This is a genomic window from Tessaracoccus sp. MC1679, assembly GCF_014164775.1.
In the GTDB taxonomy this organism is placed as follows: Bacteria; Actinomycetota; Actinomycetes; order Propionibacteriales; family Propionibacteriaceae; genus Arachnia.
Window position 1 is genome coordinate 145,643 of the sequence record NZ_JACJGB010000009.1, and the last position, 26,195, is coordinate 171,837.

Here is a 26,195-nt window from a genome sequence, read left to right on the forward strand (position 1 = left end):
CGACCCTTCGAGACGGCACCCGCGCCTTCGGCGGCGCGCCTCCTCAGGGAGCGGCAGGGACTGCACCCGCGCCTTCGGCGGCGCGCCTCCTCAGGGAGCGATGGGGGGCGGCCAGCCCACTGATCAGGGAACTACAGGGCGTCGACACCGCGACAGGACGAAGCGCCGCCCGGGTCAACCCCGGACGGCGCCTTGCCTGGTTGGTGCGGAACTCAGAAGTCGAAGTCCGCGATGTTGTCGCCGTTGAACACGTACGGCTCGCCGAGCAGCACCGAGGCGCCCTCACCGACGGTGTAGGAGCCCAGCTTGCCGGCCTCGAACTCGTCGCCCTCAGCGCCGGTGATGTCACCGTTGACGAGAGCCTGAGCGGCGAAGGCGGCCAGGTAGCCGAGATCGGCAGGGTTCCACAGCGCGAACGCTTCGACGGTGCCGTCCTCGACGTATTCACGCATCTGGTTCGGGGTGCCGAGACCGGTCAGCATGACCTTGCCCTTGTAGTCCGACGTCGACAGGTAGCGCGCCGCAGCGGCGATACCGACGGTGGTCGGGGACACGATGCCCTTGAGCTCCGGGTAGGTCTGGAGCAGAGCGGCGGTCTTGTCGAAGGACATCTGATCGTCGTCATCGCCGTAGGCGACCTCGACGAGCTCGACGTCGGGGTGGTTGGCCTCAAGCTCGGCCTCCATCATCTCGATCCACGCGTTCTGGTTCGTGGCGTTGGCCGAGGCCGACAGCACGGCGATCTGGCCCGCGTCGCCGATCTGTTCGGTAATCAGATCCACCTGGACCTTCGCGATGCCCTCTGCGGTGGCCTGGTTGATGAACAGGTCGCGGCACTCCGGGTTGGTGTCGGAGTCGAAGGTGACGATCTTCACGCCGGCGTCGCGCGCCTCGTTGAGGGCGTCACAGATGGCCTCGGGATCGTTGGCGGACACGACGAGCGCGCCGACGCCCTGCTGGGCCGCGGTCTGGATGAACGGCACCTGGGCGGTGGGCGATGCCTCCGTCGGGCCGACCTCCTCGAACGTGCCGCCGAACTCTTCGACTGCCTCAGCGCCGCCGGCGTTGGAGGTGTCGAAGTAGGGGTTGCCCAGGTTCTTGGGCAGGAACGTCACGCTGACGCTGCCCCCGGCGTCGCCGCCACCGCTGGTTGCGGTGGGGTCAGCTGAACCCTCGGTGCCCGGGTCCGAGCAGCCTGCCAGCGCGAGTGCCGCGGATGCGGCGATCGCGACGAGGCCGAGGCCGAAGCGCCCGGTCTTGCGTCCCTTGATGAACATTGCAGTTTCCTTTCTTGGCCCGTCGTTGGACCGGTGGTCTTTCGTCTCTTTTCAGGCTGCGGCGCCGGTGGCGCCCGCCTGTCCCTTCTTTCTTCCGATGGCCGCGACCCGCTTGGTCCGGATCCAGCCGAGGAAGCTTGCAGACACCACCGACAGGATGAGGACGATGCCGGTGATGACGTTGATGATGTCGCTCGTGACTCCCGCCAGGCGCAGTGCGCTGGACATCGTCCCGATGAGGAACACGCCGGCGATCACGCCGTGCAGCGCCCCGCGACCTCCGAAGATCGACACCCCGCCCAGGAGGACCGAGGCGATGATCAGGAGCTCCATGCCGATGGCGTTGTCGCCTCGGGCGTTGTTGTAGAGAAGTGTGAAGTACACCCCGGCGAAGCCGGAGACCGCCCCGCTCATGACGAACAGCCAGAACTTGGTGCGGACCACGTCGATGCCGGAGAAGGCGGCCACCTCCTTGTTGAGGCCGATCGTGTAGAGGGAGCGGCCGAAGGGGGTGAAGTGCAGCAGCACCGCGAAGATGAGCGCGAGCACGAGGAACGGGATGATGATCACCGGCATCGACGTGCCGGGGATGTTCGCCCGGATGAGGTCCGTCCAGTAGTCGGGGAACTCGCTGATCGCCGTCGTGCCGAGCAGGCCCACCGCGATCCCTCGGAACAGCGCGAGCGTGCCGATGGTCACGGCCAGCGACGGCAGCCCGACGAAGGTGATCAGCCCGCCGTTGATGGCGCCCGCGAGCGTCCCGACGAGGATGGCCACGAGCCCGGCAACCGGCAGCGGCCAGCCCGCCTGCACGCCGAGCCCGGTGACGACGCTCGCCAGGCCGAGGATGCTGGCCACCGAGAGGTCGATCTCCTCGGTGACGATGATGAGCGTCATCGGCAGGGCGATCAGCAGGATGGGCGCGATCTCGCGGATGAGGAAGGTGAGGGTGAGAGGGCTGTCGAAGTTGGGCACCGTCAGCGTCGATACGACGACGACGATGGCGAGCAGAGCGATGATTGCGGTTTCGCGGGTGGCGATGATCCGGCGCCAAAGCGGGTGCTGGTAGGACTTGTACTCCCTCGCGGGCTTGTCGGTGAGGGCCGTGGCGGTGCTCATCACTTCACTCCTTCCCTCGCCGCGACGAGTCGTCGATGCTGACGGACGGCGAGGACGCGGTCCAGGATGATGGCGCCGATGATGAGGATGCCCACCACTGCGCGCTGCCAGAAGTCCTGGATGCCGATGATCGGCAGGGCCCGGTTGATGGTGAGCAGCAGGTAGGCGCCGAAGGCAGCGCCCCACACCGTGCCGACGCCGCCGGACATTGCGACGCCACCGATGACGGCGGCACCGATGGCCTGGAGCTCCCAGCCGGTGCCGGCGTTGGAGCTGACGGTGCCGTAGCGGGCCGCGAACAGCACCCCGGCCAGGCCGGCGAGCGCTCCCGACAGGATGAACGCCGAGAGGATCCGCCGGGTGACGCGCAGGCCGTAGAGGTGGGCGGCGTCGGGATCTGAGCCGATGGCGTAGAGCTCCCGGCCGCTGCGCAGGTTGCGCAGGTACCAGGCGGTGACCACCAGCACGAAGACCGCCAGGATGGTCAACAGCGGGATCCCGAGCACGATCTGGGTGCCGAGATCGCGGAAGGACGCGGGCATGTCTGAGGCGTTGATCCGGTCACTGCCGGTCCAGGCCACGTTGATGCCGCGGTAGATGTACATGGTGCCAAGCGTGATGACCAGGGCCGGCACCTTCGCGAACGCCACCAGCGCTCCGTTGATCAGGCCGAGGAGCCCGCCGAGCGCGATGCCGGCGAGGAAGACGAGCCCTGGGTGGATGCCTTCGATGTCGATGAACAGGCGGCCGGTCATGTAGGCGGTGAGGCCGACGACGGAGCCGACGGACAGGTCCACGTTGCGGGTGATGATCACCACGGCCTGGCCGATCGCCACCACCATGAGCAGCGACGGGGTGAGCAGGAGGTCGCGGAAGCCGTCGGAGGAGAAGATGAAGCTCGGGTTGACGGCGGTCGCGGCGATCACGATGAGGATCAGCGCGATGACGATGCCGGTCTCGCGGGCCTTGAGGATGTGGCCGGCCACGTCCAGCACGGAACGCCTCGGCAGCGTTGCGGTTGCCGCGGTCATCACGCGACCTCCTCGTCGGCCGTCGCGGCGAACATCACGGCCTCGGGGGTGGCGTCGGCACGGTCGAACTCGCCGGTGATGCGACCAGCGCGCATCACCAGGACGCGGTCGGCCATGCCGAGCACTTCTGGTAGTTCGGAAGAAATCATCAGGATTGCGAGCCCCTCCTGGGCGAGTTGTGAAATGAGCCGGTGCACCTCGGCCTTGGTGCCGACGTCGATGCCGCGGGTGGGCTCGTCGACGATCAGCACCCGTGGCGTGGTGGCCAGCCACTTTGCCAGGACGACCTTCTGCTGGTTGCCGCCGGAGAGGGTGCCGGCCTCGGCGTCCAGAGCCGCCGTCTTGACCTCGAGCCGGCTGGCCCACACCTTGGCGCTCGCATTCTCGAGCCCGCCCCAGATGAGGCCCGCCTTCGCCAGCCGCTGCCGGATGGCGAGCGTGAGGTTGAGGGCGACGGACTGGTCCAGGACCTGTCCCTGCTTGCGGCGGTCCTCCGGCACGAGCGCGATGCCCTGCGCCATCGCGGCCTTCGGGTTGCCCTTGGGCAGCGCCTGGCCGCTGACGGTGACCGATCCGGACTGGTAGGGGTCGACGCCGAAGATGGCGCGGACCACCTCGCTGCGGCCTGCGCCGACGAGCCCGGCTAGGCCGACGATCTCGCCGGAGCGCACGGTGAAGGAGATGTCGTTGAAGACGCCCTTCTGGGTGAGTCCCTTGACGACGAGGATGTCCTCGCCGATGTCGGCCGGCAGCTTGGGGAACATCTCGGTGACGTCGCGGCCCACCATCAGGTGCACCAGTTCGTCGACGGAGGTATCCGCGATGGGCATGGTGTCGATGTAGGAGCCGTCGCGCATGACCGTGACGGTGTCGCAGAGCTCGAACACCTCGTCGAAGCGGTGGGAGATGAACACGAGCGCGCGGCCCTCGTCGCGGAGGCTTCGGGCGACGGCGAACAGCCGTTCCACCTCGACCCCGCTGAGCGCCGCCGTCGGCTCGTCCATGATCAGCACGCGGGCGTCCAGGGAGATGGCCTTGGCGATCTCGATGATCTGCTGGTCCGCGATGGACAGGCCCTCGGTGAGCCGGTCGGGATCGATGCGGACGCCGAGGCGCTCGAAGATCTGGGTTGCCTCGTCGCGCATGGCCTTGCGGTCGATGCGTCCGAAGTGACCGACGGGCTGGCGCCCCATGAAGATGTTCTCGGTGACCGAGAGGTCCGGAAACAGCGTCGGCTCCTGGTAGATCACCGCGATGCCCGCTGCCTTGGACTGGGCGGTGCTGTGGAAGTCCACCGGCTCCCCTTCGAGGCGGAACTCCCCAGCGTCGCGACGGTAGAGCCCGGCGACGATCTTGACGAGCGTGGACTTGCCGGCCCCGTTCTCGCCGATGAGGGCGTGGATGGAGCCCTTCTCCAGGCTCAGGCTGCCCGAGCGGAGCGCGACGACAGCGCCGAAGGATTTCACTACCCTCGACAGCTCTAGAGCCGGCGTCGTCGCCGGTTCGGGTACCGTATCCGTCACTAGCGGTTCTCCTCTTTGAGTGTGTTGCCCTCCTCGCCGAGGGCCGCCTTTGAATCGATTCAACGTCGTTTCATGGCTACAGTATGTTTCAGCGATCCGCCAGGTCAAGTCACCGGAGACAAATGATGCGGATTCGTTAGAGAGGGAGGCGCCGGGGCATGGCAGCCGTGAGCATTCGGGACGTGGCGCGGCGCGCCGGGGTGTCGGTCGGCACCGTCTCCAACGTGCTCAACCGGCCCGACGTGGTGTCCGCCGACGCGGTCCTGCGCGTCCAGCAGGCCATCGACGAGCTGGGCTACGTCCGCAACGAGGCAGCCCGGAAACTCAGGCAGGGCATCAGCGGCACCGTCGGCTTCGTCGTCATGGACGGGCAGAACCCGTTCTACAACGACGTGGTCCGGGGGGCCGGCGACGAGGCCACCCAGCACGGCATCGCGATCCTCTTCGGCGACACCGCCGAGGACCCCGCACGGGAACGCATGTACATCGACCTGTTCGAGGAGCACCAGGTGCGCGGCCTGCTCATCGCGCCGTTCGGGGAGGTGTTCAGCCGGCTGGAGAAGCTCCGGAGGCGAGGGATGCCCGCGGTGCTCGTCGGCCGCTACTCGGGCCAGAACCTGTTCAGTTCCATCTCGGCAGACAGCATCGCCGGCGGCCGGATGGCGGTGGAACACCTCATCGCCGGGGGCCGACGAAGGATCGCGTTCGTCGGCGGCCCCTTCGAGCTGCACGAGGTGACCGACCGGCTCGCGGGCGCGAGGGTCGCGGCGGAGAACGCCGGTGGCGTCGAGATCGAGGTGATCCCGACGGCGGCGATGAGTGTCGCGGAGGGCGCGGCCGCGGGCCTGCGGATTCTGTCGCGGCCGCCGAGGGACAGGCCGGACGCGGTCTTCGCGGCCAACGACCTGGTGGCGCTCGGCGTCCTCCAGGCGCTGGTGGAGGACGGCCGGATGCGGGTGCCGGAGGAGATCGCGTTGGTGGGCTTCGACGACATCACCTTCGCGGCCGCGGCGGCGGTGCCCCTGACGTCGATGCGGCAACCGAGCGCGATGATCGGCAGGACGGCGCTGCGGATCCTGCTCGAGGAGGCGGCGGACCCGGAGCTGATCCCCCGGCAGACGGTCTTCCAGCCGGAATTGATCGTGCGGCGCTCCACCGGCCGTCGCTCCTGAGCCGCCAGCGTCACCCTGTGCCGGGAACCCGAAGGCAGGGTTCTACTCTCCCCTAGCGGAGTTCAGGTACAGCTCCACACGGTCGGTGGTCCAGGTCGGCACGCCAGTGCCGAAGAAGTCCTGGTCCTCTGTCCAGACCGGCAGCGCTAGCACCAACGCCGTCGCCAGGACCGGCCAATCCTGAGCGTCGCGAAGCTCGATCCTCGCCAACGCCTCGGCACGCGCCGACGAGTAGACCGGCTCTTCCACCGCCCGCACGATCGCCTCGAATCCGTTGAGGACCTCCACAGCTGGTCCTGGGTCTACCCGACGAGCGACAAGCAAACCGGGGAGGTACTTCCGGGCGTCGTCATAACACACGGCTGGAGCGAAGAAGGCGACATCATCCGCGTGCTCAAGGACCAATTCGCGCACTCGGCGCCCCAGGACGAGCCGGATCAGAATGTTGGCGTCGAGCACCAAACCACGCTTGGACTGCACTCGACCTACTCCGGGGCGCGCCGGGCCGTCTTGAACTCCTCGACCACCGCGTCGGCATCCACGCCGTGCTCGGCCAACAGAGCGTCCAGCATCTCAGCCGCGGTGCGCAGCGAGGCCACCTCGGCTTCTCGGGTCGCAGGGGTCGGGATGAACCACCCGACGGTCTGACCGTGCCGGGTCACTGCGACCGGCTCGGCCGCAGCAATGTACTCCGCCAGCCCGGCCCGGAACTCACGGATCCCAACCGATGCAGTCATGGCCCTCCTTTGTGTATCTACGTGTACACATTATCTCGGAACCAGGTGACCATCGACGCCCCCCTGCACGAAACGCCGCCCGGACTCCCTCCCGAGCCCCTATGCGGGCACCGGCCGCGCTTCCAACGGCGTGTCGGGCACCGATGGGCGCACGGTCGAGCGCAGCCTGAGTGAAGGCCGGCCGGAGGAGGGGGAGCCGACGCGGCGCTGCACAATAGGTTGGCCCCGCGACCTTCCCGCTGCACGAATGCGGCTCAATGCCCCTTGCCGGGGCCCCTCCCGGGGGAAGATGGTAGACACCACAGCAGGGGCCCAAGGAGGGGACACAATGAAGCGTCTCGACACCGACGTCGTCGTCATCGGAGGCGGCTCGACAGGGCTGGGGGTCGTCCGCGACGCCGCCATGCGCGGGTACCGCGCGGTGCTCGTCGAACGCGTCGACCTCGGCCAGGGCACCACCGGCCGGTTCCACGGTCTGCTGCACTCCGGCGGGCGGTACGTGGTCAGCGACCCCGGCTCCGCCACCGAGTGCGCCGAGGAGAACGCGATCCTGCGTCGGATCCAGGCCAGCGCGGTCGAGGACACCGGCGGTTTCTTCGTCACCCTCGCCGGCGACGACCCGGCCTACGCCGACAAGTTCCTGGCCGGGGCCAAAGCCACGGGCGTCCCCGCCACCGAGATCTCGGTCAAGGAGGCGCTCCGCCGCGAGCCCCGCCTCGACCCCCACATCCAGCGCGCCATCGAGGTGGCCGACGGCTCCGTCGACGGCTGGCAGCTCGTCTGGGGCGCCGCCCGCTCGGCCGAGGCGCACGGCGCGAAGGTGCTCACGTACCACCGGGTGACGAAGATCGAGCGCGACGGCGACCGTGTGGCGGCCGTGATCTGCCGCGACGAGAAGGGCGGCGAGGACGTCCGGATCAACTGCACCTTCGTCCTCAACTGCGCCGGGCCGTGGGCGGGACAGATCGCGGAGATGGCCGGCGCCGAGCCGGTCGCGGTCGTCCCCGGCCGCGGCATCATGATCGCGATGAACCACCGCCTGGTGAACACCGTCATCAACCGCTGCGTCTACCCCACCGACGGCGACATCCTCGTCCCTGTGCACACCGTCTCCATCATCGGCACCACGGACATCCACGAGACGGACCCCGACCACCTGCCGATCCCGCGTGCCGAGGTGCAGCAGATGCTGGACGCCGGCGAGGCGATGATCCCCGGCTTCCGCAAGGCGCGCGCCCTGCACGCCTGGTCCGGGTCGCGGCCGCTGATCAAGGACAAGCGGGTCTCGGTGGAGGACACCCGCCACATGAGCCGCGGCATGGCCGTCATCGACCACTCCCAGACCGACGGCCTGAACGGCATGCTCACCATCGGCGGCGGGAAGCTCACCACCTACCGGCTGATGGCCGAGCACATCGTCGACGCCATGAACCGGCAACTCGGCGAGGAGCGGCCCTGCACCACCGCCGACGAGGTCATCCCCGGCAGCGAGGACCGCAAGCTCTACACCGTCACGCACCGCCTCGAGGACCGCGAGAAGGACCGCCTGGACGACCAGATCATCTGCGAGTGCGAGCTGATGAACCGCTCCATGTTCGTGCGGCTCCTCAAGGAACAGCCCGACGCCACCCTCGACGACCTGCGCCGCCAACTGCGTCTCGGCATGGGTCCTTGTCAGGGCGGGTTCTGCGCCGCCCGCGCCGCCGGGCTGGCCTGCTCGGAGAAGGCGATCGACGCGGAGCGCGCCTCCGGGCTGCTGCGCCTGTTCCTCAAACACCGGTGGATCGGCATCTGGCCCATCCTGTACGGCCAACAGGTGCGCCAGACCGCCCTGGACCATTGGATCTTTGCCGGCACGCTCGACGTCGAGCACCTGCCCCAGCCTGAAGAGGAGATCGTGCGATGAGCGACGTCGTCGTCATCGGGGCCGGACTTGCCGGCCTCACCGCCGCGCTGCGGCTTGCCCGCGCCGGGAAGTCGGTCACCCTGACCACGAAGGGGCCCGGCGGGCTCCAGCTGTCCCAGGGCACCGTCGACATCCTCGGCTACACACCGGAGCGGGTCACCGCACCGCTGGATGCGGTGGCGGCCGTCTCCAGTGAGCACCCGTATGCCTCGATCGGCGCCGACGCCGTGGCCGCGGGCGTGTCCTGGCTCGCCGAGGAGCTCGGCCCGAACCTGCTCGTGGGCGATCCGGCGCGCAACTATCACCTGCCGACGGCGGTCGGCGCCGTGCGCCCGACGGCGCTGGCCCAGCCGTCGATGGTCGCGGGGGACGCGGTGGGCGGTAAGAGTTACGCCGTCGTCGGCGTGCGGCAGCTCAAGGACTTCCCGGCGGACCTCATCGCCGGCAACCTCGCCCGCTCGAAGGCCCCCGACGGCGGCGCCCTGAGCGCGCACTCAGCCTGGATCAACCTCCCCGCGCGGAAGGGTGAGGCGGACCCCACCCCGCTCACCTACGCCCGAGCGATGGACGATCAGTCCTTCGCCGCCGCGTTCGCCACGGCGGTCGCGGCTGTCGCGGGGAAGGCCGACGTGGTCGCGCTGCCCGCCGTGCTCGGCATCAAGCGCCGCGACGTGTGGCGGCAGGTCGCTGACCAGCTCGGCCGCGACATCTGCGAGATCCCCCTGCCCCCGCCGTCGGTGCCGGGCCTGCGGCTCTACGACGCGCTGCTGGCGATGGTGCGCGCCGCGGGCGTGCGATTCGTGCAGGGCAGCCGCATCGTCGGCTTCACCCCTAGCGGCGACGGCGTGGCCTCGGTCACGCTGGCCGCGGCCGGCGGGCCCCGCCACCTGAAGGCCGCCTCGTTCGTGTTCGCACCGGGCGGCTTCGAGAGCGGCGCACTCGACGTCGACTCGTTCGGCGCGATCACCGAGCCCGTGTTCGGGCTCCCGCTGACGGCAACGGACGCGACCCCGCTGATCCCCTCGGTCTACTGGGGCCCGCAGGCCCTGTTCGAAGTGGGAGTCCGCACCGACGACGCCGGCAGACCGGTCGACGCCGCCGGCACCGCCGTCCACCCCAACCTGTTCGTCGCGGGCGGCATCATCGCCGGCGCCGAGCGCTGGCGCGACAAGTCAGGCGACGGGATCGCCGTCGCCACGGCCGTCCGGGCCGCCGATCACATCACCGGAGGTGCACGATGAGCGAGAAGCGCGACGAGCGGGCCAAGGCCCTGCGGGAGCGGCTCAACAACGAGCTGCAGCGGATGAGCCTGGACATGTGCGTCAAGTGCACCATCTGCGAGACCTCGTGCCCGGTGTCCGCGGTCACGCCGCTGTTCTCTGGGCCGAAGTTCGTCGGCCCTCAGGCGGAACGGTTCCGCGACGACGAGTCAGTGGACCACTCCGTCGACTACTGCTCCAGCTGTGGGACCTGTTCGGTCGTCTGCCCCCAGGGCGTCAACGTGGCCGAACTCAACTCCCTGGCACGCGCCGTGATGAAGGCCGAGGACGGCGTGCCGGTGCGCGACAAGATGATCACGCAGACGGTGCTGATGGGCAAGGCCATGACCCCCATCGCGCCCATTGCCAACGCGGTGCTGGGCAACAAGGCTGCGCGCTACGCCATGGAGAAGGTGGTGGGCGTCCACCGCGACGCCCCCATGCCCACCGCCCGAGGCGAATCGCTGCACAAGTGGCTGAAGAAGCGGCCCGCACGGACCAAGCCCGCCACCCGCGGCGCCCTGGTCTACTTCCACGGCTGCGCCGGCGGCTACTTCGAGGTGGACGCGGCCAAGAAGGCCATCGAGGTGCTGGAGCACCTGGGCTACGAAGTGATCGTGCCCCAGCAGGGCTGCTGCGGCCTGGCCGAGCAGAGCAACGGCCTGTTCGAGGCTGCCAGCGCGTCGGTCCGGCGGCTCGTCGACCAGCTCCGCACCCCTGGCACAGACCTGACGATCATCAGCACCGCGGGCAGCTGCACCGGCATGCTCAAGCACGAGGCGCACCAGATCCTTGGCATCCACGACCCCGAACTGTTGGACGTCGGCACGCGAATCCGGGAGATCTCCGAGTTCCTCATGGAGCTCTACGAGGCGGGCGAGCTGCCGACGGACTTCCACCCGGTCAACATGCGCCTGCCGTACCACGCGCCGTGCCAGCTGAAGAGCCAGGGCATCGGCACCCCGGCGTCGGATCTGCTGCGTCTCATCCCCGGGCTCGAGGTCATCGACAGCAACGTCACCTGCTGCGGGATCGCCGGCACGTACGGGCTGAAGAAGGAGAAGTACGAGATCGCGCAGGCAGTCGGCCAGCCGCTGTTCGACATGGTTCAGGCCAACAACGACGGCCTCGCCGCGTGCGACACGGAAACGTGCCGGTGGCAGATCGAGAAGTCGAGCGGCGTCGAGACGGTCCACCCGATCGTGCTGGTGCACCGCGCCTACGGGTTGGGCGGGGTGGTCACCCGCTGACCCTTGCGCCCGGTTTGGATCCCTGCCCCACTCCTCAACCTGAAGCCGACGCGACCTCGCTCTGACAAGGGCTGTTGACCTCTGCGAGCGATGCCTCCGCGCGTGGTCGAGCTGCGCGGAGAAGGCCCAGAAATTGGTTCAAGAATTTCTTGCATGGCGGGCTTTCTGGGCCCGTTTTTGTCGGTGGTCGTTGCCAGAATGATTCACATGAGCGAGACGGTGGTGGACCTGGGACAGCGGTACCTCGCCGCCCTGTGGGACGCCGCCGCCGCGCTCGGTTCGGACGCGGTGGCGGTGGAGCGTCTGGCGGCTCTGGTGGACTCGATCGGTGAGTTCGAAGCCCAACTCGCTGGGCTCAGGCTGCACCTGCTCCACGAGGCCAGGCTGTCCGCGGCGGACCGGGTGGTGGAGGGGGTGCGGCAGTCGGTGCGCACCACGCCTTCGCAGGCCACCGCCGCATTGCGTCTCGCCACGGATTTGGGGGACCGGTTCGGGTTGATCGCCGCCGCGTTGAGTCAGGGTGTGGTCTCTCTGCCGCAGGCCGAGGCGATCGTGGCCGGGTTGAAGAAACTCCCCTCCCGCCTGACCCGCGGCGAGTTGGTGGAGTGTCAGGAGTTGATCCTGGCCCACGTCGACACCCTCGGCCCCAGCGAGTTGCGGATCCTGGCGTCGCGCCTGACGGAAGTGATCGACCCGGACCGCGCCGACGCCGACGACGCGACGCGTCTGGCGCGGGAGGAGCGCACCGCGCATCGGGACCGGTTCCTGCATCTGGCGCCGGATTATCACGGGTCGATGCGGATCACGGGCCAGCTCCCTGTCGCCGACGCCGCCCTGTTGTCAGCTCAACTGGATGCGTTGATGCCTCCGGCGTCGAAGTACACGGACACCGGGGAGGCGCCGAGCCGTGGCGCCCGACGCGCCGATGCCCTGGTGCTCCTGACTCAGCATGCCGCGGGTCACGGCACGCTGCCCTCGCACGGGGTGGACCGCCCCCACGTCCACATCACCCTGGACTACGACACCCTGGTCACCGGCCTCGGCGATGTGACACTGCTCGGCGGCGGCGTGGTCGACGGGCTGTCGGCCAGCGAGGCACGGCGCCTGGCGTGCGACGCGGACCTGATCCCCATGGTGCTGGGCACCACCTCCCGGCCGCTGGACGTCGGCCGGACCCATCGCCTGTTCACCCCCGCCCTGCGCGCGGCGATCGTGCAGCGGGATCAAGGGTGCGTGTTCCCCGGCTGCACCACCCCACCGGCGCCGTGTCAGGCGCATCACATCATTCCCTGGTGGGCCGGCGGGGACACCTGCCTGGCCAACGGCGTTCTGCTCTGCCCCCACCACCATCGCCTTGTCGAACCCGATCCGCTGCAGTCCGCAGAATCCCAGTGGCAGGTGCACATCGACCAAGTGACCGGCCTGCCGTGGTTCGCCCCACCGCGGCACATCGACCCCGCCCGCCGACCACGGCAGCATCAGCGCCACCGCCTTCAACAACTGGCACCGCAGGTCGGGGGAGCACTATGCCCACTGGAGCCCGACCGGCATGAGTGGGTCCATGACCCCCCGGATCCGCCCGACTGGGATCTGGAGCCGCCGGACCCGGACACGTGCAGCCTGCCCGACCACCACGGACCGGCCCTCGACGAGCTCATCCGCAGCGCCACTGCCTGGGGCACTGACGCGGCCTGAGTGCATGAACCGCGTGCGGGAGGGTGGTTTGGACTTGGATCGGGCTCCGCGTCGGCTCAGCCGCTGACCCGCAACGCGGTCGATCAAGTCACGACGGTGAGCCGACCTTCCGCCTTCGCCGGTACAGTCAGCCCCATGGCTCCTACATCGGGCTCACCCGGCCGCCGCGCCGTGTTCCTCGACATCGACGGCACCTACGCCGACCACGGCGAGGTTCCCCCAGCTCATGCGACCGCGGTGCGCAGGGCGCGCGCGGCCGGCCACCTGGTGTTCCTGTGCACCGGTCGGCCGAAGTCGATGGTGCCGCCCCGGATCCTGGAGGCGGGGTTCGACGGGTTCGTCGGCGGGGCCGGCGCCTACGTCGAGGTGGACGGACAGGTGCTCGCCGACGTCCGGTTCCCGCCAGCCGTGGCCGCCCGCACCGTCGAGGTTCTCCTCGAGCACGACGTGGCGTTCCTGCTGGAGGCGACGGAGGGGTTGTGGGGCCCGCCTGGTGTCGACGTGCGCGTGGCCCGTCACCTGGAGCCTCATCTTCGCTCAGAAGACCCCGCGCAATCGCGGCCCTTCGACCTCCTCGACAACCTGCGGATGACCGATGACCTCTCCGACGCCTCGTTCGGGAAGGTCTCCTGCGTCGAGTCCCCCACCCTCATCCCGGAGTTGGCCGAGCTGATCGGTCCCGAGGTGGCTGCGCTTCCGAGCTCCATCCCGGACCTGGGCTCCGCGGCCGGCGAGCTCTACCTGGTGGGTGTGCACAAGGCCGTCGGGATGCGCCTGGTCGTGTCGTCGCTGGGCGTGGACCCCGCGACAGTCGTCGCAGTCGGTGACGGGCTCAACGACCTCGAGATGATCGACGAGGCCGGCGTCGGCGTCGCCATCGAAGGCGCCCACCCCCGCGTCCTGGCGGTAGCAGACCGCGTGGCTGCTGGCCCCAGGGATAGCGGTCTGGCTACGCTCTTCGCGGACCTCGGGCTGTTCTGAGGCGCCAGCGGTCGCGAGCCTCGGCTGGTCCCGGCGCCGTGACCAGCGCTTCCCTCCCACGATGCCGCCCACGGCTCAGACGGCACCCTCGACGCCGGGCCAAACGTAGAATGCCACCATGCCGCGTGACGCACGCCTCGATGAGCTCGCGTTGCTGCGCCGGGCGCGCGACGTGATGGACCGACGCTTCGCCGAACCGCTCGACGTGGCAGCGATCGCCGCGGAGGCCTACATGTCCCCGGCGCATTTCACGCGCCGCTTCAAGGCCGCTTATGGCGAGACTCCGCATGCCTACCTGATGACCCGTCGGATCGAGCGCGCCCAGTGGCTGCTGCGCGGTGGCGGCCTGACCGTCACAGAGGTGTGCCTGGCCGTGGGCTGTACGTCGCTCGGGTCATTCAGTGCGCGGTTCACCCAGCTGGTGGGGCGGACACCCACCGCCTATCGGGCCGGAGACCATTCGGCGCTGATCGGGGTGCCCAGTTGCGTGGCCCGGCTCGCCACCAGACCGAGCAGGAATGGAGAAGCGCCTAGCCCGCGGCCGGTCTAGCGTTGCGGGCATGGACATCAAGCTCTCGACCTCATTTATCACCGTCAACGACCCGGATGCCGCCCTCGCCTTCTACCGCGACGTGCTCGGCCTCGAGGTGCGCATGGACGTGCCCCAAGGTGAGTTCCGCTGGATCACCGTCGGCTCGCCGACGCAGCCCGACGTCGGGATCGTGCTGTCGAACTACGTGGACGGCTCGCCTGAGGACATCGAGGTGATCCGGGCCCTCGTCGCGAAGGGCGGCATGAACGCGGCGCACTTCAGCTCCTCCGACGTCGACGCCGTCTTCGCCAAGGCCACGGAGGCCGGAGCCGAGATTGTCTCCGAGGTCGCGGACCAGCCGTGGGGGGTCCGGGACTGCGCCTTCCGCGACCCGTCCGGGAACCTCGTGCGCGTCGACCAGGCGTGACCCCTCCCTAGGAGGTGGATCTGGTGCCGTAGTCGAAACTAGATCCGCCACTCAGCTGCACGAGGCAAGTCGTCGTGCTGGAGGTCGGACGCCTCCGCGACGAAGCGTTGAACGAGCGCGACGACGGCGCTCTCGTCGCGCCCTCCGCCCACGAGGTGGACAGTGCCGGGTCGCGCGATCGTCGGGTGGGTGGTGTCGGCGATGCTCATGATCATCATCCTGACACCGCCCGCCGGGGGTCACGGGTGGCGACGCGCCTCGTCCTCCACCGGCGGCTCCTGCGTGGAGCCGCTTGGCCGGGGACGTAGCCACTCGCGGGCCCCGCCCCGTCGAATCTGGTCCTGGAACAGGCTCACCAGCGAAGCGACGAACACCAGGTTGAACACCAACTGCACCGTCACCAGCAGCCGTGCGAGTTGGCCCTCGGCGTGGATGTCGCCATAGCCGACGGTGGACATCGTCGTCATCGAGAAGTACAGGGCGTCGAGGCGGGTGGTGAGCCCATTGAACTGCCCCGGCTGCTGGACGGTGAGCAGGAAGTACCCGAAGGAGAAGATCACCAGCACCAGCTCGAACGCGAGCAGGAGGTGAACCGCTCTGAGGCGCTTCGCGGCCTGGCGCACCTCGTTGAACACGGCTCCGGCGACGGCAGCAAGGCACACGGCGCCCACCACGAACCCGAGGACCGTCCCGACGGGGGCGTCACTGGCGCTGACCGGCACCAGGAAATGGAAGGTCAACACAGCCGTCGGAAGGAGCATGCGGCTGAACACGAGGCGCCAGTTCACCGCGTCAGTCTAGGAACAGAGGGCCGCGAATATCGGATCCAGTCCGCGTCGCCGTCGCCATGGCCGGCCGCCGCCGTGCGCTTCCGTATTCGGCGGATCTGGTGTCGTAGTCGGCACCACATCCACCGCCGGAGCGCCTCCGTGGATCAGGCGAGCCTGAGAACAGATGTTTCGTCTCGCCCGGGAGTGGGTAGGTAAAGAACGCCAGGGATCAAGGATCTAGTGGAAGGCGAGGCAATGGCAGAAAGAAACCTGAACGGTCTCTTCTGCGCGACGATGCGCGACATGGACCGCGCCGAGCGCCACATCCGACGGCATGCACGCTGACGCTCTTCTGGGAGACCGCTACCGCCTCTCGCGCCTGATCGCCTCCGGCGGCATGGGCGAGGTGTGGCAGGCCCACGACGCCGTCCTCGACCGCGAGGTGGCGGTGAAGCTGCTGTCCGCGGGGGAGGCCGACCCCTCGGCGCTGGAGCGCTTCCGTCGTGAGGCGGTGGCCATGGCCGCACTCCAGCACCCGAACACTGTGTTGGTCCTCGACATCGGCACCCATCACAGATGGACCTACATCGTGATGGAACTCCTCCCGGGGCCAACTCTCGCCCAGCTGGTCGCCTCCCGAGGACCCCTTCCGGACGAGGAGGTGGCCGGTCTCGGGGCGCAGGTGGCGGCCGGCCTGGAGGCCGCCCACCGCGCGGGGATCGTGCATCGCGACATCAAGCCGGGCAACCTGATGCTGGGCGCGTCGGGGGAGCTGAAGGTGGTCGACTTCGGGGTGGCCCGCTTGTCCCAGGCCGCCGCATCCGCCCTGACCGCGACCAACACCATCGTCGGGAGCGCCCTCTACCTCTCCCCCGAGCAGGCAGCCGGATCGCCGGCCGACGAGCGGAGCGACCTCTACGCGCTGGGATGTGTCCTCATGACTCTCGCGACGGGGCGGCCCCCGTTCGAGAGCGAGCACCCGATCGGGGCGCTCCACCAGCATGTGCGGGTTGATCCGCCACTTCTCCGCACGCGACGCCCCGGTGCGAGCGCAGCCCTGGAGGCCTTGATAAGCGAGCTGCTGGCCAAGGATCCCGACGATCGTCCGGCGTCGGCCGCCGAGGTAGCCGTCCGGCTGAGGAGCATCGAGATGTCGCTGCGCGACGCCCCGACCACCCCCGCGTCCCCTTCGCCTGAGGTCACGGCTCGGATGACCCGCTCAGCCGCGTTGCTGCCGAGCGCGGGCACCGCCCCCGCTGAGCCGCGGCATGCTCATGTGTCGAAGTCTCGGCCGGCACGGGGCAGGGCCCCGTGGGTGGCGGCTGGCGTCCTTGTCTCCAGCGCGCTCCTGGCGGCGATGGCCTTGACTCAGGGCGCGGATCCCGCCGGAGACCCGCGGACCTCCGTGGCTGGCTCACCCGCCGCGGCTGCCAGCGCCTCGCCGGTGCCATCGCCGTCGACGATGCCCTCGACGACGCCCGACGGGTCGGAGACCACCTCGCCGACACCGACCCCGGCTCCGGCTTCCACCCGATCCGCCGTCGGCCAGGACACCGCACCCCCCGTCGCCGCCGACGGTGACAAGCCGGCGCGCGGCAAGTCCGAGGAGAAGAAGCCCACCAACCCATCCGACGGCAAGGCGAAGGAGAGGCCAACCCAGGCCGGGAAGAACTAGAGGCGGCGCGTGGGGTGGGCGGATCAGAGTGTCGCGGCGGTGGGATCCGTCTTCGGTGCGAAGCGTCGCGACAGGAACTCGACGAGTTCCGCCGTGTCCGGCTCGTCCTCGTCGAGCAGTGCCATCACGGGTTCCAGCTCCGACGCTGCGACAGGGTCCAGACCACCGAAGACACTCAGGCCGACCACCGTCGAGGCCACGCGGGTGCAGTAGTACTGCCCGGCCTCGACCCGTCGGCTCCAGTCCAGCTCCGCGACCTCCTCGACCTCACCGGTCCGGACATCGCGAAGCGTGATGGAGCTACCGGGGATCGCCGAGACAACCTCGTGCACCGACCGCCTGGTCAGCAGCCAATCCTGCGCCAGCTGCAACTCGTCCGGGGGCAGCAGAGCGCCCCTACGGTTCAGGTACTCAGCGAAGACGCCTCCCTCCCACAGGGCGACGTCGAGGATCAGGCCCTCCTCCAGCGCCCGGTCGAACCCGTCGGTCCCGTCCCAGTGCTCGGCACGTGCCTCGGCGAGCTCGAGGATGAACGGCGTGTCCTTCTCGATGAGGTAGCCGACCGCCTTCTGATAGAGCCAGTTCCAGCGCTCGGTGAGCGGGAGCTGCGCTTGCCGAAGATGGCACTGCTTGAACTTCTTCCCCGAGCCGCACCAGCACGGCGCGTTCCGCGGCAGGTTCCGTCCCTGCCCCGGCAGGAACTGCTGCAGGTAGCCGTAGAGCGGGTCGTCCTCGGCGCCGGCGCGGCGGAGCAGGGACATGCCACGGGCCGCGTCGCCACGGTCGCTGGCGCACACGGCCAGCGACAGCAGCGCCGGGGGCCACGAGGGATCGAGCGCCTCGGCCTGTTGGTACAGCTCCTCGGCACCAAGCACGTTCCCCATCTCCTCGACGGCCACCCCCCGCATCCACCTCAACGCGACCCGCGCAGGCCGGGGAGCGTCGGGCTCCCACGCACTCGTCAGCGCAGCGACGACGACGGGCTCCCCGTCGAATACGCCCAGAGCCTCGTCGAGGAAGGCCACCGCGACGGCGGGGTCCCGCAGCAGCGACACCGCCGCCTCGACGCCCTCGCCCGCGATCCCCAGGGCCTCGAAGCCCCCGAGCCCGGGGCCCTCGGACTCTCCGGCCCCCTCCGCGGGACCGACCCACCTGGCCAGAGCCTCCGAGACTGCCGTTTCCCGGGCTTCTTCCTCTGTCTCCATGGCCGAGTCGAGATCGTGGGTCATTCCGACCACGATCTGCAGCAGCTGCACGACGGCGACCGCCTCCGATTCGTCGAGGTCATGCTCCTCCTGGATGCGGCGCAGAATCTCTTCGGCCTCCCCGGCGTCGAAGTCGTAACCCTCGGTCGCGATCAGGGAGCCACGGCGCGCCACCCCGCAGGATTCGAGCTGTTCACCCAACGGGCGCTCCGGCCGACGCAGCAGGTCGTTGTCGGCCGCACACACCGCCCACACCGAGTTCTCGATCAGATGCGGCCGATCCGGGGACTCCCCCACCAGGGCCGCCAACGCCTGGCCGGTGCTCGTCCCCGAGGCCTCCTCCACCGCCAGCAGCTCAAGGCCGTCCTGCTCGACCCTCACTCCGACGATGTCACCAACGCCGAGCCCTAGCCCAGCAAGCCGCCCGCGTTCGAGCAGTATCGCCCCCGACGCGACCTCCGCATCGATGGCCCTGTCCAGGAGCTCAGGGTCGGACGGATACACGACGGCGGCGTCCGCGCCGTCGGTGAAGCGGTCGTACGGCGGGTCGCCGATCAGTACCTCCAGCGGCGCCAGGTCCCCCGGCGTGGCGAGCAGGTCGTGCTCCACCTCAGCCTCGCTGAGCCGATGGGTGAAGGTTCGCCCCTCAAGCAGCGCAGGCAGCCACACCCACCGTTCGTCAGCGACGGGCATGATCGGCGGATCGGTCTCGAGGAGGAACTCCTCGAACCAGTCCTCCTCGTCGTCCAGAGTGAGGCCGAGCGCGAGAAGGTGCTCCCTCAGCTCGTGCTCGTGCATGGGCCCGCGGGCGATCAGGCCGTCGCGGGTGGCGGCGAGAAGATCTTCTGGAGAGGACATCGGCATGACAGCCACACTATCCGGGGCCGGACATCCGTGCCCTTCGTCGGTGGAGGAGCAACTCACACCTGCCCGGACCTCACTGGACGAGGCGGACGTTGTCTCCGGTGAGGTTGGCGCGGAAGCCGCCGTCGACCACCTTCACGCTTCGCAGGACGACCCCGTCGGGCAGGCCCTCGATGCTGTGCTCGAACGTGATCAACTCCCGCAGCGCGGCTCCCAGCAGATCCGAGACGAATTGGGGGCCTCCGATGTCGATGGATGTCGGCACCATCACCAACTTGCCGCCCACGACCTCGACAGTGCCGGTGGCGCCGACGGGGAGGCTCCGTCCCAATGCCTCCACCAGGGTGTCGACACGCACCTCACCATCATCGGCGGCGCTCAGGGTGGCGTCCGGGCCGACCTGCGCGGCCACGACGTCGAAGGGGACCGTGGCCGTCAGATCGAGGTGGCGGGCGACGAGTCCGTCCGGCCCCGACACGACGTCGGTACCCGTGCCGACGACGTCGTTGAGCGGCGTTCCCGCGGCGATCACGGAACTGGCGTCCAGCGAGACGTCACCGAGCCAGACCTCGTTCTCGGCGAGATCCGGAGGCGGGGTGGGTTCCGCTATGGGCGCCGTTGTCGACGCGGCGGGCGTCGGGGCATCGGTGCTGCCCACCGGCCGCGTGATCGACAGCCAGAACAGCAGCAGCGCGAGGAACACAAGGCCGAGCATCGCAACGGCCCCGATGGCCCAGTCGAGCACTCGCCCACGCAGGCGTCGACGCGACGATGACGTGGAGGCGTGGTTGCCGTCCGGCTGGACTGGGTACTGATCAGCCATTCGCACGTGCTTTCCTGACGCGGGTGCGCCGCTCGCGCTGCAGGATGCCGGACGGCCAACTGCTCAGCGGACCCACCAGCGTGATCAGCGACGGCACGAGCAGCGCTCGGACGATGAATACGTCGATCAGGATACCGACCCCCAGCAGGAAGCCCAGTTCGCGGAACGGTCCCAGCGGAACCAGTGCGAGGAGCCCGAAGCTGGCGGCCAGCGCCAGGCCTGCGGAGGTGATCGCTCGGGTCGACTCCGGGGTGGCGACGAGGAGGGCGTCCTTCATCGACCGGTGACGGGCCTCCTGCCAGACGTGGCCGACGGCGAAGATGTTGTAGTCGGACCCGAGGGACAGCAGGAGCACCGAGCCCGCGAACGGGACGTAGAACGTGAGGTCGTCGTGCCCGAGGAAGTCCTGGAAGAACAGCACCGACAGACCCAGCGTCGCCCCGAGCGCGAGGACGCTCGACGCGAGGAGGTACAGGGGGGCGATCAGCGCACGCAGGAAGATGACCAGCAGAAGCAGGTTCACGGCAAGCGCGACGAGCCCGATGCGGAGGAGGTCGTTGGTGGTGTCCGCGATGATGCCCGAGGCGAGCGCGGTGTCACCGCCGACGTGGGTGGTGACCTGGCCGAGGTTCGCGTCGGCGGCGAGCCGCGGAAGCGCTGCTTCAACCTGCCTGAGCGTGTCGATCGCCGTCGCCTCGAGTGGCGTGCTGTCGAGGACCATGAGGAAGCGGACGGCGTCGCCCGACTCAGTGGTGAAGGCGCCGACGTCGACAGCGGCGCGGAGGTCGCCGGGGCCGATCACGCCGGCCACTCCCGGCTGGGACTCGAGGGCCTCGCCCAACTCGGCGACTTCGTCGGTCTTCTCCCCCACTCCCGGTCCCTCGAGCACGATCTCTGTCGGAGAGATGATGCCGGGAGCAAAGCCCTGGCTGGCCGCATCGGCTGCTCGCTGCGCGCTCGTCGAATCCGGCAGGGATTGGACGAATCCGAGGCCGAGGTCAAGGTTGCGCGCCTGGTAGGCGGCGGCACCCAGGCCGGCCACGCACAGCAGCACGAGGACGAAGGCGGAGCCGCGGTGCGCGACCGCCCGGGTGAGGAGGGAAGGACGTGCGCGCACGGTCGCGGGTTCGGCGATGAGGGTTCGCGGCCAGAACGCGGCGCGGCCGAGGATGGCCAGCAAGGCGGGCACGAGGGTGACGGCCACCACGAGTCCGGTGAGGACGGTGAGCGAAAGCGCGGGCCCGAACCCGCTGAAGAGTGGGGACTCGGCGACCAGCAGCGAGGCTGTTCCCGCCGCGACCGTGACGCCGGCGACGGTGACGATCGGCGTGACGGACGCGGTGGCCAGGCGGGCTGCCTCGAGGCGTTCGTGGCCTTCCCGGAGCCGGCTGCGTAGACCGGACAGGTAGAAGATGCAGTAGTCGGTGACGATGCCGAGGAGGAGTGCGACGATCAGTGGCCTCAGGTCGGCCGGGATCGACACGTCCATGACGGTGGCGGCCCATCCGGAGACGCCGAGCGTGACGAACACGGCCGCCCCCACCGAGATCAGAGTCAGCGCGGGCGCGGCCAAGGAGCCGAACGTGAGCGCCACGATCGTCAGCACCGCGAGGACGGTCACCGCCTCGACGATGTGGACGTAGGAGTTCAGGACCTTGCCCTGGGCGGCGCGCGCAGGGATAGAGCCTGTGACGCCCACATACCCGTCGGAAGCGTCCGTGAGCTGGTCGGCGGCGAAGTCCTCGACAACCTGGGTCTGCTCGAAGAAGTCCAGCGCGGGGTCCGCGAAGACGAAGGTGACGACGGTGGTGTTCTGCTCACCGGCGCCGGGGAACGCGCCCTCGGCGTTGGGCACCGGGATTGCGCCGAGGAGTTCCGTGTCGTGCTTCCCCTGGTTGACTGCGATGCCACGCATGACGGCTTCGGCCTGGACCAATGGAGGCAGGCCCTCAGGGTTGCGCTGCACGATCGCCGCTCGACTCAGGAGGGGGATTCCGAACAGCTCCATCGACCGCTGCTCCGCCGCGAAACTGGCGTCGTCGGCCCCGAGCGCTTCGATGTCATTGGCAGTGCTCTGCATTGGCGGCAGAAACAACGTCGCCGCGATGGCCGCCGCCACCCATCCGAGGACGATGACCCAGCGCAGCGCGACCACTACTTGGGCATAGCCGTACCAGAGTGTCGCCATGAAGCCGCGGCGCGGCTCCACCTCGACCGGCCCAGGTGCTGCGGTCATGACGTGGGGCTGGGGCTGGGGTTGGCGCTCGAGTTGACGCTGGGGTCGGCGCTGACGGTGGGGCTGAGGCTGGGCTTCGGAGAGGCGGACTCTTCGGCCTGTGGGGTCCTCCCGGCCTGGGCAAGGCACTCCTCGGACGCCCCGTCGGCCGTCTCGCGAGCGTCTTGAAGACGGTCCAGGGTCTCCTGCAGTGCGCGCGCGTCCTGCGCCTCCACACCCCTGGCGAGGTCGTCGATGGCCTCGTCGAGCACCAGGCTGTACTCCGCCGCCCGCACGCACGCGTCGGACACCTCACCCGGCTCCGTGCTCGAGCTGTCCGCCGTCGGCGACGGCGACGGGCTGGCGCTGATGACCGACTGCGCCTTGATCGGGGTTGCCCACCCGATGCCCAGCAGGAAGACGCCAGCAGCCGCGGCCAGCGCAATCCCGGCAAGAAGGCCGATGAAAAGCATCACCCCGCCGCTGAGTGAACTGCCACCCCGGCGCGAGGCGCTCCCGCGATCGTCACCTGTCATCGATCCTCCTCGTGGTGAGGCCGTCACCTGGCCCGATGGGCCTAGCGGTACTGCGATCGTAATTGTCAAACGCGAGTGGCACCGCGTTTGCGGACAGGATCAGCACGTGACCCGGACGCGACACGGCAGTGAGGGCCGCGGTCGTCGTCGAGGAGGTGCTATTCGGCGCTCGTCAAGCTCAGGCACGCGGAGGCGTCAACGGTCACCTAGGCGCTGGCCGAGTGCCCGGTGGGGGTGCCGATTGTGCCGGTCATCTTCGCCGCGACACGGCAACTGGCCCAGGAATGGACATTCCGGTTCCTCGGCGCGGCGTTGCGGGAGCGACGGGAGTCGCGGGCAGCCGACTGGTCATGATCCGGGGGCCCCACGCGGCTACGGTGACGGATCTGACGCCGGCCTCCACGGACTCTCGCAGCCGCGCTCTGGCAGCCATGAACGGGCCGAGCTACGTCGTGCGACGGAAGGCCCCCAGCGCATTGTCCAGGGCCTCGAGGCCGGCCCGCCTCTCCCGCACATCGAGTGACTCCGCCAAGTCAAGGGCGGCCAACACAACACCGCGCTGTGCGAGGTCGCCGACAATATCGAGATCCATCCCCGTGGCGCGGAGAGTTACTCGACCCTCGTCGTCACGGATCAACCCATGAGCACGGACCACGTCCTCGACCTCGCTGACCGCCAGATAGCCGTCGATACTGGTGGTCTCGGCCAGCCCAAGCTGCCTCCCGGCATCCGTGGCGCATACGAGCAAGCCGAGACGGTACTGACCCGCGCTCGAATGCGCCCGATACCGCCTTACGACGGCACGAGCTCGCGCACGCTCCACGAACTCGGACGCAGTCAGTCCCCGAAGCCGCGACCTCAGACGCGACCGCTGCGTCAGCCCCAACCATGACCCATGCCCACCCGACAGCAGCGACACCGCCGCCCACGCCGTGGACTCAGACCATGCCCGCTGATGTGATCCGCCACGCACCGCCACCAGCCGCTCCACCGAGGTCCCGTCCAAGACCCCTCGCGCCAATTGGCGCAGCTCTCCCTGTGCGACCAGATACTGCACCTGCCGTGTGGACATCCCAAGACGCTCAGCCGCCTCGGAAACCATCATCAACCCCACAACAGAGAGCTTCACAGAAACGAATAGGTTTGCCAATCCTGCATCGAGACGGCGACCACCCCCAAGCTCGCTCGTCGCTGGGCAACTCAAAGCCTTGCGGCAAGGCATCTCACAAGACGCCTGAGCCTGCCGAGCCCTTGTGCCCCATCGGGGCCGGCGTGGTCATCGAGGTCCGGGCCTAGACGATGCGTGCTTCGGGGGCGGATCTGATGGCGTAGTCGGCACCAGATCCGCCGAACCAGGGCTGGTCATCACCGATCCTTCGGCACTACCGGGCCAGGCGGAGGCGAGACTCGCGAAAGTACGAATACCGGACCGCAAATCTACGGAACTACGGTCTGAACTCGATCACGCCGTCATCCGTCGCTGATTTCGGCCGCCACCTTACGCAGCTCGGCGACAAACCCCGGCAGGTCGTCGACGGCGGTAGCGATCAACACCTCCAGGTCGACCGACCAGTAGCCATGGACAATCCGATTTCGAAGCGGCTGGGCCTCGACCACCTCACCTCCGGGTGCGCTTGCTTCACTGACTCCGGGAGCTGCGACGCGGCCTCGCCGAGCACAGTGAAGTTCCACAGCAAAGCGTCGCGTCGTTGACGGTCGTGCGTGAGCGACTCGACTTCCAGTCCCGCCACAAGTCGTGTCGCCTGCTCGGCCGCGTCGATCATCTCGCCGAGGAGCAGCAGTTCACGCCGCGGCATAGACCGGCTCCGCCTCCAGCAGTACGTGTTCACGCAACGCAGGGTGTAGAGCCCTTCGCGCCACCAGATCCACCCTGCGCCCGAACACGACGGCCAACTCGTCCGACAGGTCCTCGATCTCCCAACCCAGCCGCGCACCAGGGGCAAGTGTGTACAACAGGTCGATATCGCTGTCGGCGTCAGCCTGGCCGCGCGCAACGGACCCGAACACCTCCAGTGACGCGATCCCATACCGCTGGCATATGTCGCGCAGCCGTTGGCGATCAGGACCAGCGATCTCCACAGCCACCCTCCCCTCGAACCAACGCCAACAGTCTACGGCGGACGCAGAGGGTCAGCCTGCAACCGGCACGTAACCACGGTTGTGCTCCAGCCCTCGGCAACCAGCGCACAGAGTCTTCAGCCAGCCCCGCCGCTTGCACAGCACCGCGTCGGCCCCGCACAGCTCGCAGGTCCGTAGTGAACGTTCCTCCGCGTCGCGGAGCAACGCATCCAGTCGCCGATGCCTGGGATCTTCGAGCGGAAGGCCCTCGGCGTCGAAGTAGAACCGCAGGGAACCGAACTTCTCTTTCACTTGCTGAACCACGTACGTCGGCCAGATCGCGGCCATTGCCGCGTCCAAGTCCACGATCAGCGGGTACCAGCCTGCGTCACAGGAGATCCACCGGCCCCACCCGTCCGGGATCCGTCGCAACAGACCCTCCAACGCCTCGGCGTAAGCGCCCGCGTCCTCGGGGACGTGGAGTGCGTCCGTGAACCGCGCCGGGTCAAGCTCGATCTGGCCTGTCTGGGCCAGCGTCGCCCCCACATCCTCCTCGGTGAGGTCACCCTTCGCGGCCGCTTCTGCGAGGGCTCGGTACGAGGAGCCCAGCGCCTTCCAGCCGGCCCTCTCGGTCTCGGTCAGTTCGGGAGTGACGGCGTCGCCCATACTGACGATCATGCAGGGTGGGTCCTACAGTTCCGCACGAACGCACTTGTTTGTCCCTCCTGCCAGCGACTTGATCAGCCCAGACCCACGCGGAGCCGGTCTTGGGCGACGAGCGCTCCGGCGGCAGATCTGATGGCGTAGTCGGCACAAGATCCGCCGAATAACCCCAGGTCGGGCCACACGGCAGGCCCTCCGCACCGGGGTGAGCGCACAGCGCACACCCCCGGTGCCCAAACCATGCGGAATTTGGCGCGGAGTGACGCACCCACGAAAGTGCAATGCCCGAATCAGCCATATGAAACGCGCCTGACTAAGGGAAACACACAGTGGAGCATAGGGGACTCGAACCCCTGTCTAAACGCTGCTGACTAGGAGCTTACCGAGGAGAAGGCAGCGCCGTGCTGCGAGTGTGCTACCAGCCAGACGATTCGCGGACTCCCGGCACCACACAAC

General features: G+C 68.8%; 24 protein-coding genes and 1 pseudogene. 9 read left to right on the plus strand and 16 right to left on the minus strand.

Annotation, left to right across the window (positions count from 1 at the left end; translation table 11 throughout):
- Positions 1-212 precede the first annotated feature (212 nt).
- The 4 genes from rhaS to H5398_RS15200 are packed head-to-tail and all read right to left on the minus strand — an operon-like array spanning position 213 to position 4,893.
- Positions 213-1,277 (minus strand): rhamnose ABC transporter substrate-binding protein, encoded by a 1,065-nt coding sequence (gene rhaS, locus H5398_RS15185; RefSeq protein WP_182800621.1) that lies wholly within the window; start codon positions 1,275-1,277, stop codon positions 213-215.
- Positions 1,278-1,328: 51 nt separating this feature from the next.
- A complete protein-coding gene (locus tag H5398_RS15190) occupies positions 1,329-2,396 on the minus strand; it encodes an ABC transporter permease (RefSeq protein WP_182800622.1) in 1,068 nt (355 codons plus the stop codon).
- A complete protein-coding gene (locus H5398_RS15195; protein ID WP_182781045.1) occupies positions 2,396-3,427 on the minus strand; it encodes an ABC transporter permease in 1,032 nt (343 codons plus the stop codon). Before H5398_RS15195 ends, H5398_RS15190 begins: the two co-directional genes overlap by 1 nt.
- Positions 3,427-4,893, minus strand: a complete 1,467-nt coding sequence (locus H5398_RS15200; protein WP_370586148.1) for a sugar ABC transporter ATP-binding protein — start codon at positions 4,891-4,893, stop codon at positions 3,427-3,429. Before H5398_RS15200 ends, H5398_RS15195 begins: the two co-directional genes overlap by 1 nt.
- A 215-nt stretch (positions 4,894-5,108) precedes the next feature.
- Here H5398_RS15200 and H5398_RS15205 point away from each other — a divergent pair, with 215 nt between their 5' ends.
- Entirely contained in the window at positions 5,109-6,122 is a 1,014-nt protein-coding gene (locus tag H5398_RS15205; protein ID WP_182781047.1) for a LacI family DNA-binding transcriptional regulator, read from the plus strand.
- A gap of 42 nt (positions 6,123-6,164) precedes the next feature.
- Here the strand turns inward: H5398_RS15205 and H5398_RS15210 are convergent, their stop codons facing one another.
- On the minus strand, positions 6,165-6,602 hold the full coding sequence (locus H5398_RS15210; RefSeq protein WP_182800624.1) for a PIN domain-containing protein: 438 nt from the start codon (positions 6,600-6,602) through the stop codon (positions 6,165-6,167).
- A gap of 5 nt (positions 6,603-6,607) precedes the next feature.
- Positions 6,608-6,859, minus strand: coding sequence for a type II toxin-antitoxin system Phd/YefM family antitoxin (locus H5398_RS15215; protein WP_182800625.1), 252 nt, complete (start codon positions 6,857-6,859; stop codon positions 6,608-6,610).
- Between the two features lie 328 nt (positions 6,860-7,187).
- On the opposite strand from H5398_RS15215, the gene glpA reads away from it, so the two are divergent.
- The 7 genes from glpA to H5398_RS15250 all read left to right on the plus strand — a co-directional run bounded on the left by glpA (position 7,188) and on the right by H5398_RS15250 (position 14,909).
- Positions 7,188-8,765 carry an anaerobic glycerol-3-phosphate dehydrogenase subunit GlpA gene (gene glpA, locus H5398_RS15220; RefSeq protein WP_182800626.1) on the plus strand — a complete coding sequence of 526 codons (1,578 nt, stop codon included), beginning with the start codon at positions 7,188-7,190 and terminating at the stop codon, positions 8,763-8,765.
- Positions 8,762-10,006, plus strand: coding sequence for a glycerol-3-phosphate dehydrogenase subunit GlpB (gene glpB, locus H5398_RS15225; RefSeq protein WP_182800627.1), 1,245 nt, complete (start codon positions 8,762-8,764; stop codon positions 10,004-10,006). Before glpA ends, glpB begins: the two co-directional genes overlap by 4 nt.
- Positions 10,003-11,274 carry an anaerobic glycerol-3-phosphate dehydrogenase subunit C gene (locus H5398_RS15230; protein WP_182800628.1) on the plus strand — a complete coding sequence of 424 codons (1,272 nt, stop codon included), beginning with the start codon at positions 10,003-10,005 and terminating at the stop codon, positions 11,272-11,274. The genes glpB and H5398_RS15230 overlap by 4 nt, the downstream gene beginning before the upstream one ends.
- A gap of 207 nt (positions 11,275-11,481) precedes the next feature.
- Positions 11,482-12,969, plus strand: coding sequence for an HNH endonuclease signature motif containing protein (locus H5398_RS15235; RefSeq protein WP_182800629.1), 1,488 nt, complete (start codon positions 11,482-11,484; stop codon positions 12,967-12,969).
- Positions 12,970-13,104: 135 nt separating this feature from the next.
- Positions 13,105-13,950, plus strand: a complete 846-nt coding sequence (locus H5398_RS15240; protein WP_182781052.1) for an HAD-IIB family hydrolase — start codon at positions 13,105-13,107, stop codon at positions 13,948-13,950.
- A 118-nt stretch (positions 13,951-14,068) separates the two neighbouring features.
- On the plus strand, positions 14,069-14,500 hold the full coding sequence (locus H5398_RS15245) for a helix-turn-helix domain-containing protein (protein WP_182781053.1): 432 nt from the start codon (positions 14,069-14,071) through the stop codon (positions 14,498-14,500).
- Positions 14,501-14,510: 10 nt separating this feature from the next.
- Positions 14,511-14,909 carry a VOC family protein gene (locus tag H5398_RS15250; protein WP_182781054.1) on the plus strand — a complete coding sequence of 133 codons (399 nt, stop codon included), beginning with the start codon at positions 14,511-14,513 and terminating at the stop codon, positions 14,907-14,909.
- 38 nt (positions 14,910-14,947) lie between these two features.
- Here the strand turns inward: H5398_RS15250 and H5398_RS15255 are convergent, their stop codons facing one another.
- Together H5398_RS15255 and H5398_RS15260 are read right to left on the minus strand one after the other, a co-directional pair.
- The gene (locus H5398_RS15255) at positions 14,948-15,118 is read right to left on the minus strand and encodes a hypothetical protein (protein WP_182781055.1); all 171 of its coding nucleotides are present in this window, start codon (positions 15,116-15,118) and stop codon (positions 14,948-14,950) included.
- Between the two features lie 30 nt (positions 15,119-15,148).
- Positions 15,149-15,697: a potassium channel family protein gene (locus tag H5398_RS15260; protein WP_182800630.1), complete on the minus strand. Its 549-nt coding sequence runs from the start codon at positions 15,695-15,697 to the stop codon at positions 15,149-15,151.
- 316 nt (positions 15,698-16,013) lie between these two features.
- Between H5398_RS15260 and H5398_RS15265 the strand changes: the two genes are divergently transcribed.
- The gene (locus tag H5398_RS15265) at positions 16,014-17,354 is read left to right on the plus strand and encodes a protein kinase (RefSeq protein WP_182800631.1); all 1,341 of its coding nucleotides are present in this window, start codon (positions 16,014-16,016) and stop codon (positions 17,352-17,354) included.
- 23 nt (positions 17,355-17,377) lie between these two features.
- On the opposite strand, the gene H5398_RS15270 is transcribed toward H5398_RS15265, so the two are convergent.
- The 8 genes and pseudogenes from H5398_RS15270 to H5398_RS15305 form a co-directional block, all read right to left on the minus strand.
- Positions 17,378-19,423, minus strand: a complete 2,046-nt coding sequence (locus tag H5398_RS15270; RefSeq protein WP_182800632.1) for an SEC-C domain-containing protein — start codon at positions 19,421-19,423, stop codon at positions 17,378-17,380.
- Between the two features lie 73 nt (positions 19,424-19,496).
- Positions 19,497-20,246 (minus strand): LmeA family phospholipid-binding protein, encoded by a 750-nt coding sequence (locus tag H5398_RS15275; RefSeq protein WP_220489537.1) that lies wholly within the window; start codon positions 20,244-20,246, stop codon positions 19,497-19,499.
- The gene (locus H5398_RS15280) at positions 20,239-22,482 is read right to left on the minus strand and encodes an MMPL family transporter (RefSeq protein ID WP_182781060.1); all 2,244 of its coding nucleotides are present in this window, start codon (positions 22,480-22,482) and stop codon (positions 20,239-20,241) included. Before H5398_RS15280 ends, H5398_RS15275 begins: the two co-directional genes overlap by 8 nt.
- Entirely contained in the window at positions 22,479-22,997 is a 519-nt protein-coding gene (locus H5398_RS15285) for a hypothetical protein (RefSeq protein WP_182800633.1), read from the minus strand. The genes H5398_RS15280 and H5398_RS15285 overlap by 4 nt, the downstream gene beginning before the upstream one ends.
- Before the next feature lie 445 nt (positions 22,998-23,442).
- On the minus strand, positions 23,443-23,745 hold the full coding sequence (locus H5398_RS15290) for a hypothetical protein (RefSeq protein WP_182800634.1): 303 nt from the start codon (positions 23,743-23,745) through the stop codon (positions 23,443-23,445).
- A 722-nt stretch (positions 23,746-24,467) separates the two neighbouring features.
- Positions 24,468-24,814 (minus strand): annotated as a pseudogene (locus tag H5398_RS17930) (DUF86 domain-containing protein).
- A complete protein-coding gene (locus tag H5398_RS15300) occupies positions 24,801-25,103 on the minus strand; it encodes a nucleotidyltransferase family protein (protein ID WP_370586149.1) in 303 nt (100 codons plus the stop codon). Before H5398_RS15300 ends, H5398_RS17930 begins: the two are co-directional and overlap by 14 nt.
- Positions 25,104-25,148: 45 nt before the next feature.
- Positions 25,149-25,742, minus strand: coding sequence for a hypothetical protein (locus H5398_RS15305; protein WP_182800635.1), 594 nt, complete (start codon positions 25,740-25,742; stop codon positions 25,149-25,151).
- Positions 25,743-26,195: the final 453 nt, after the last annotated feature.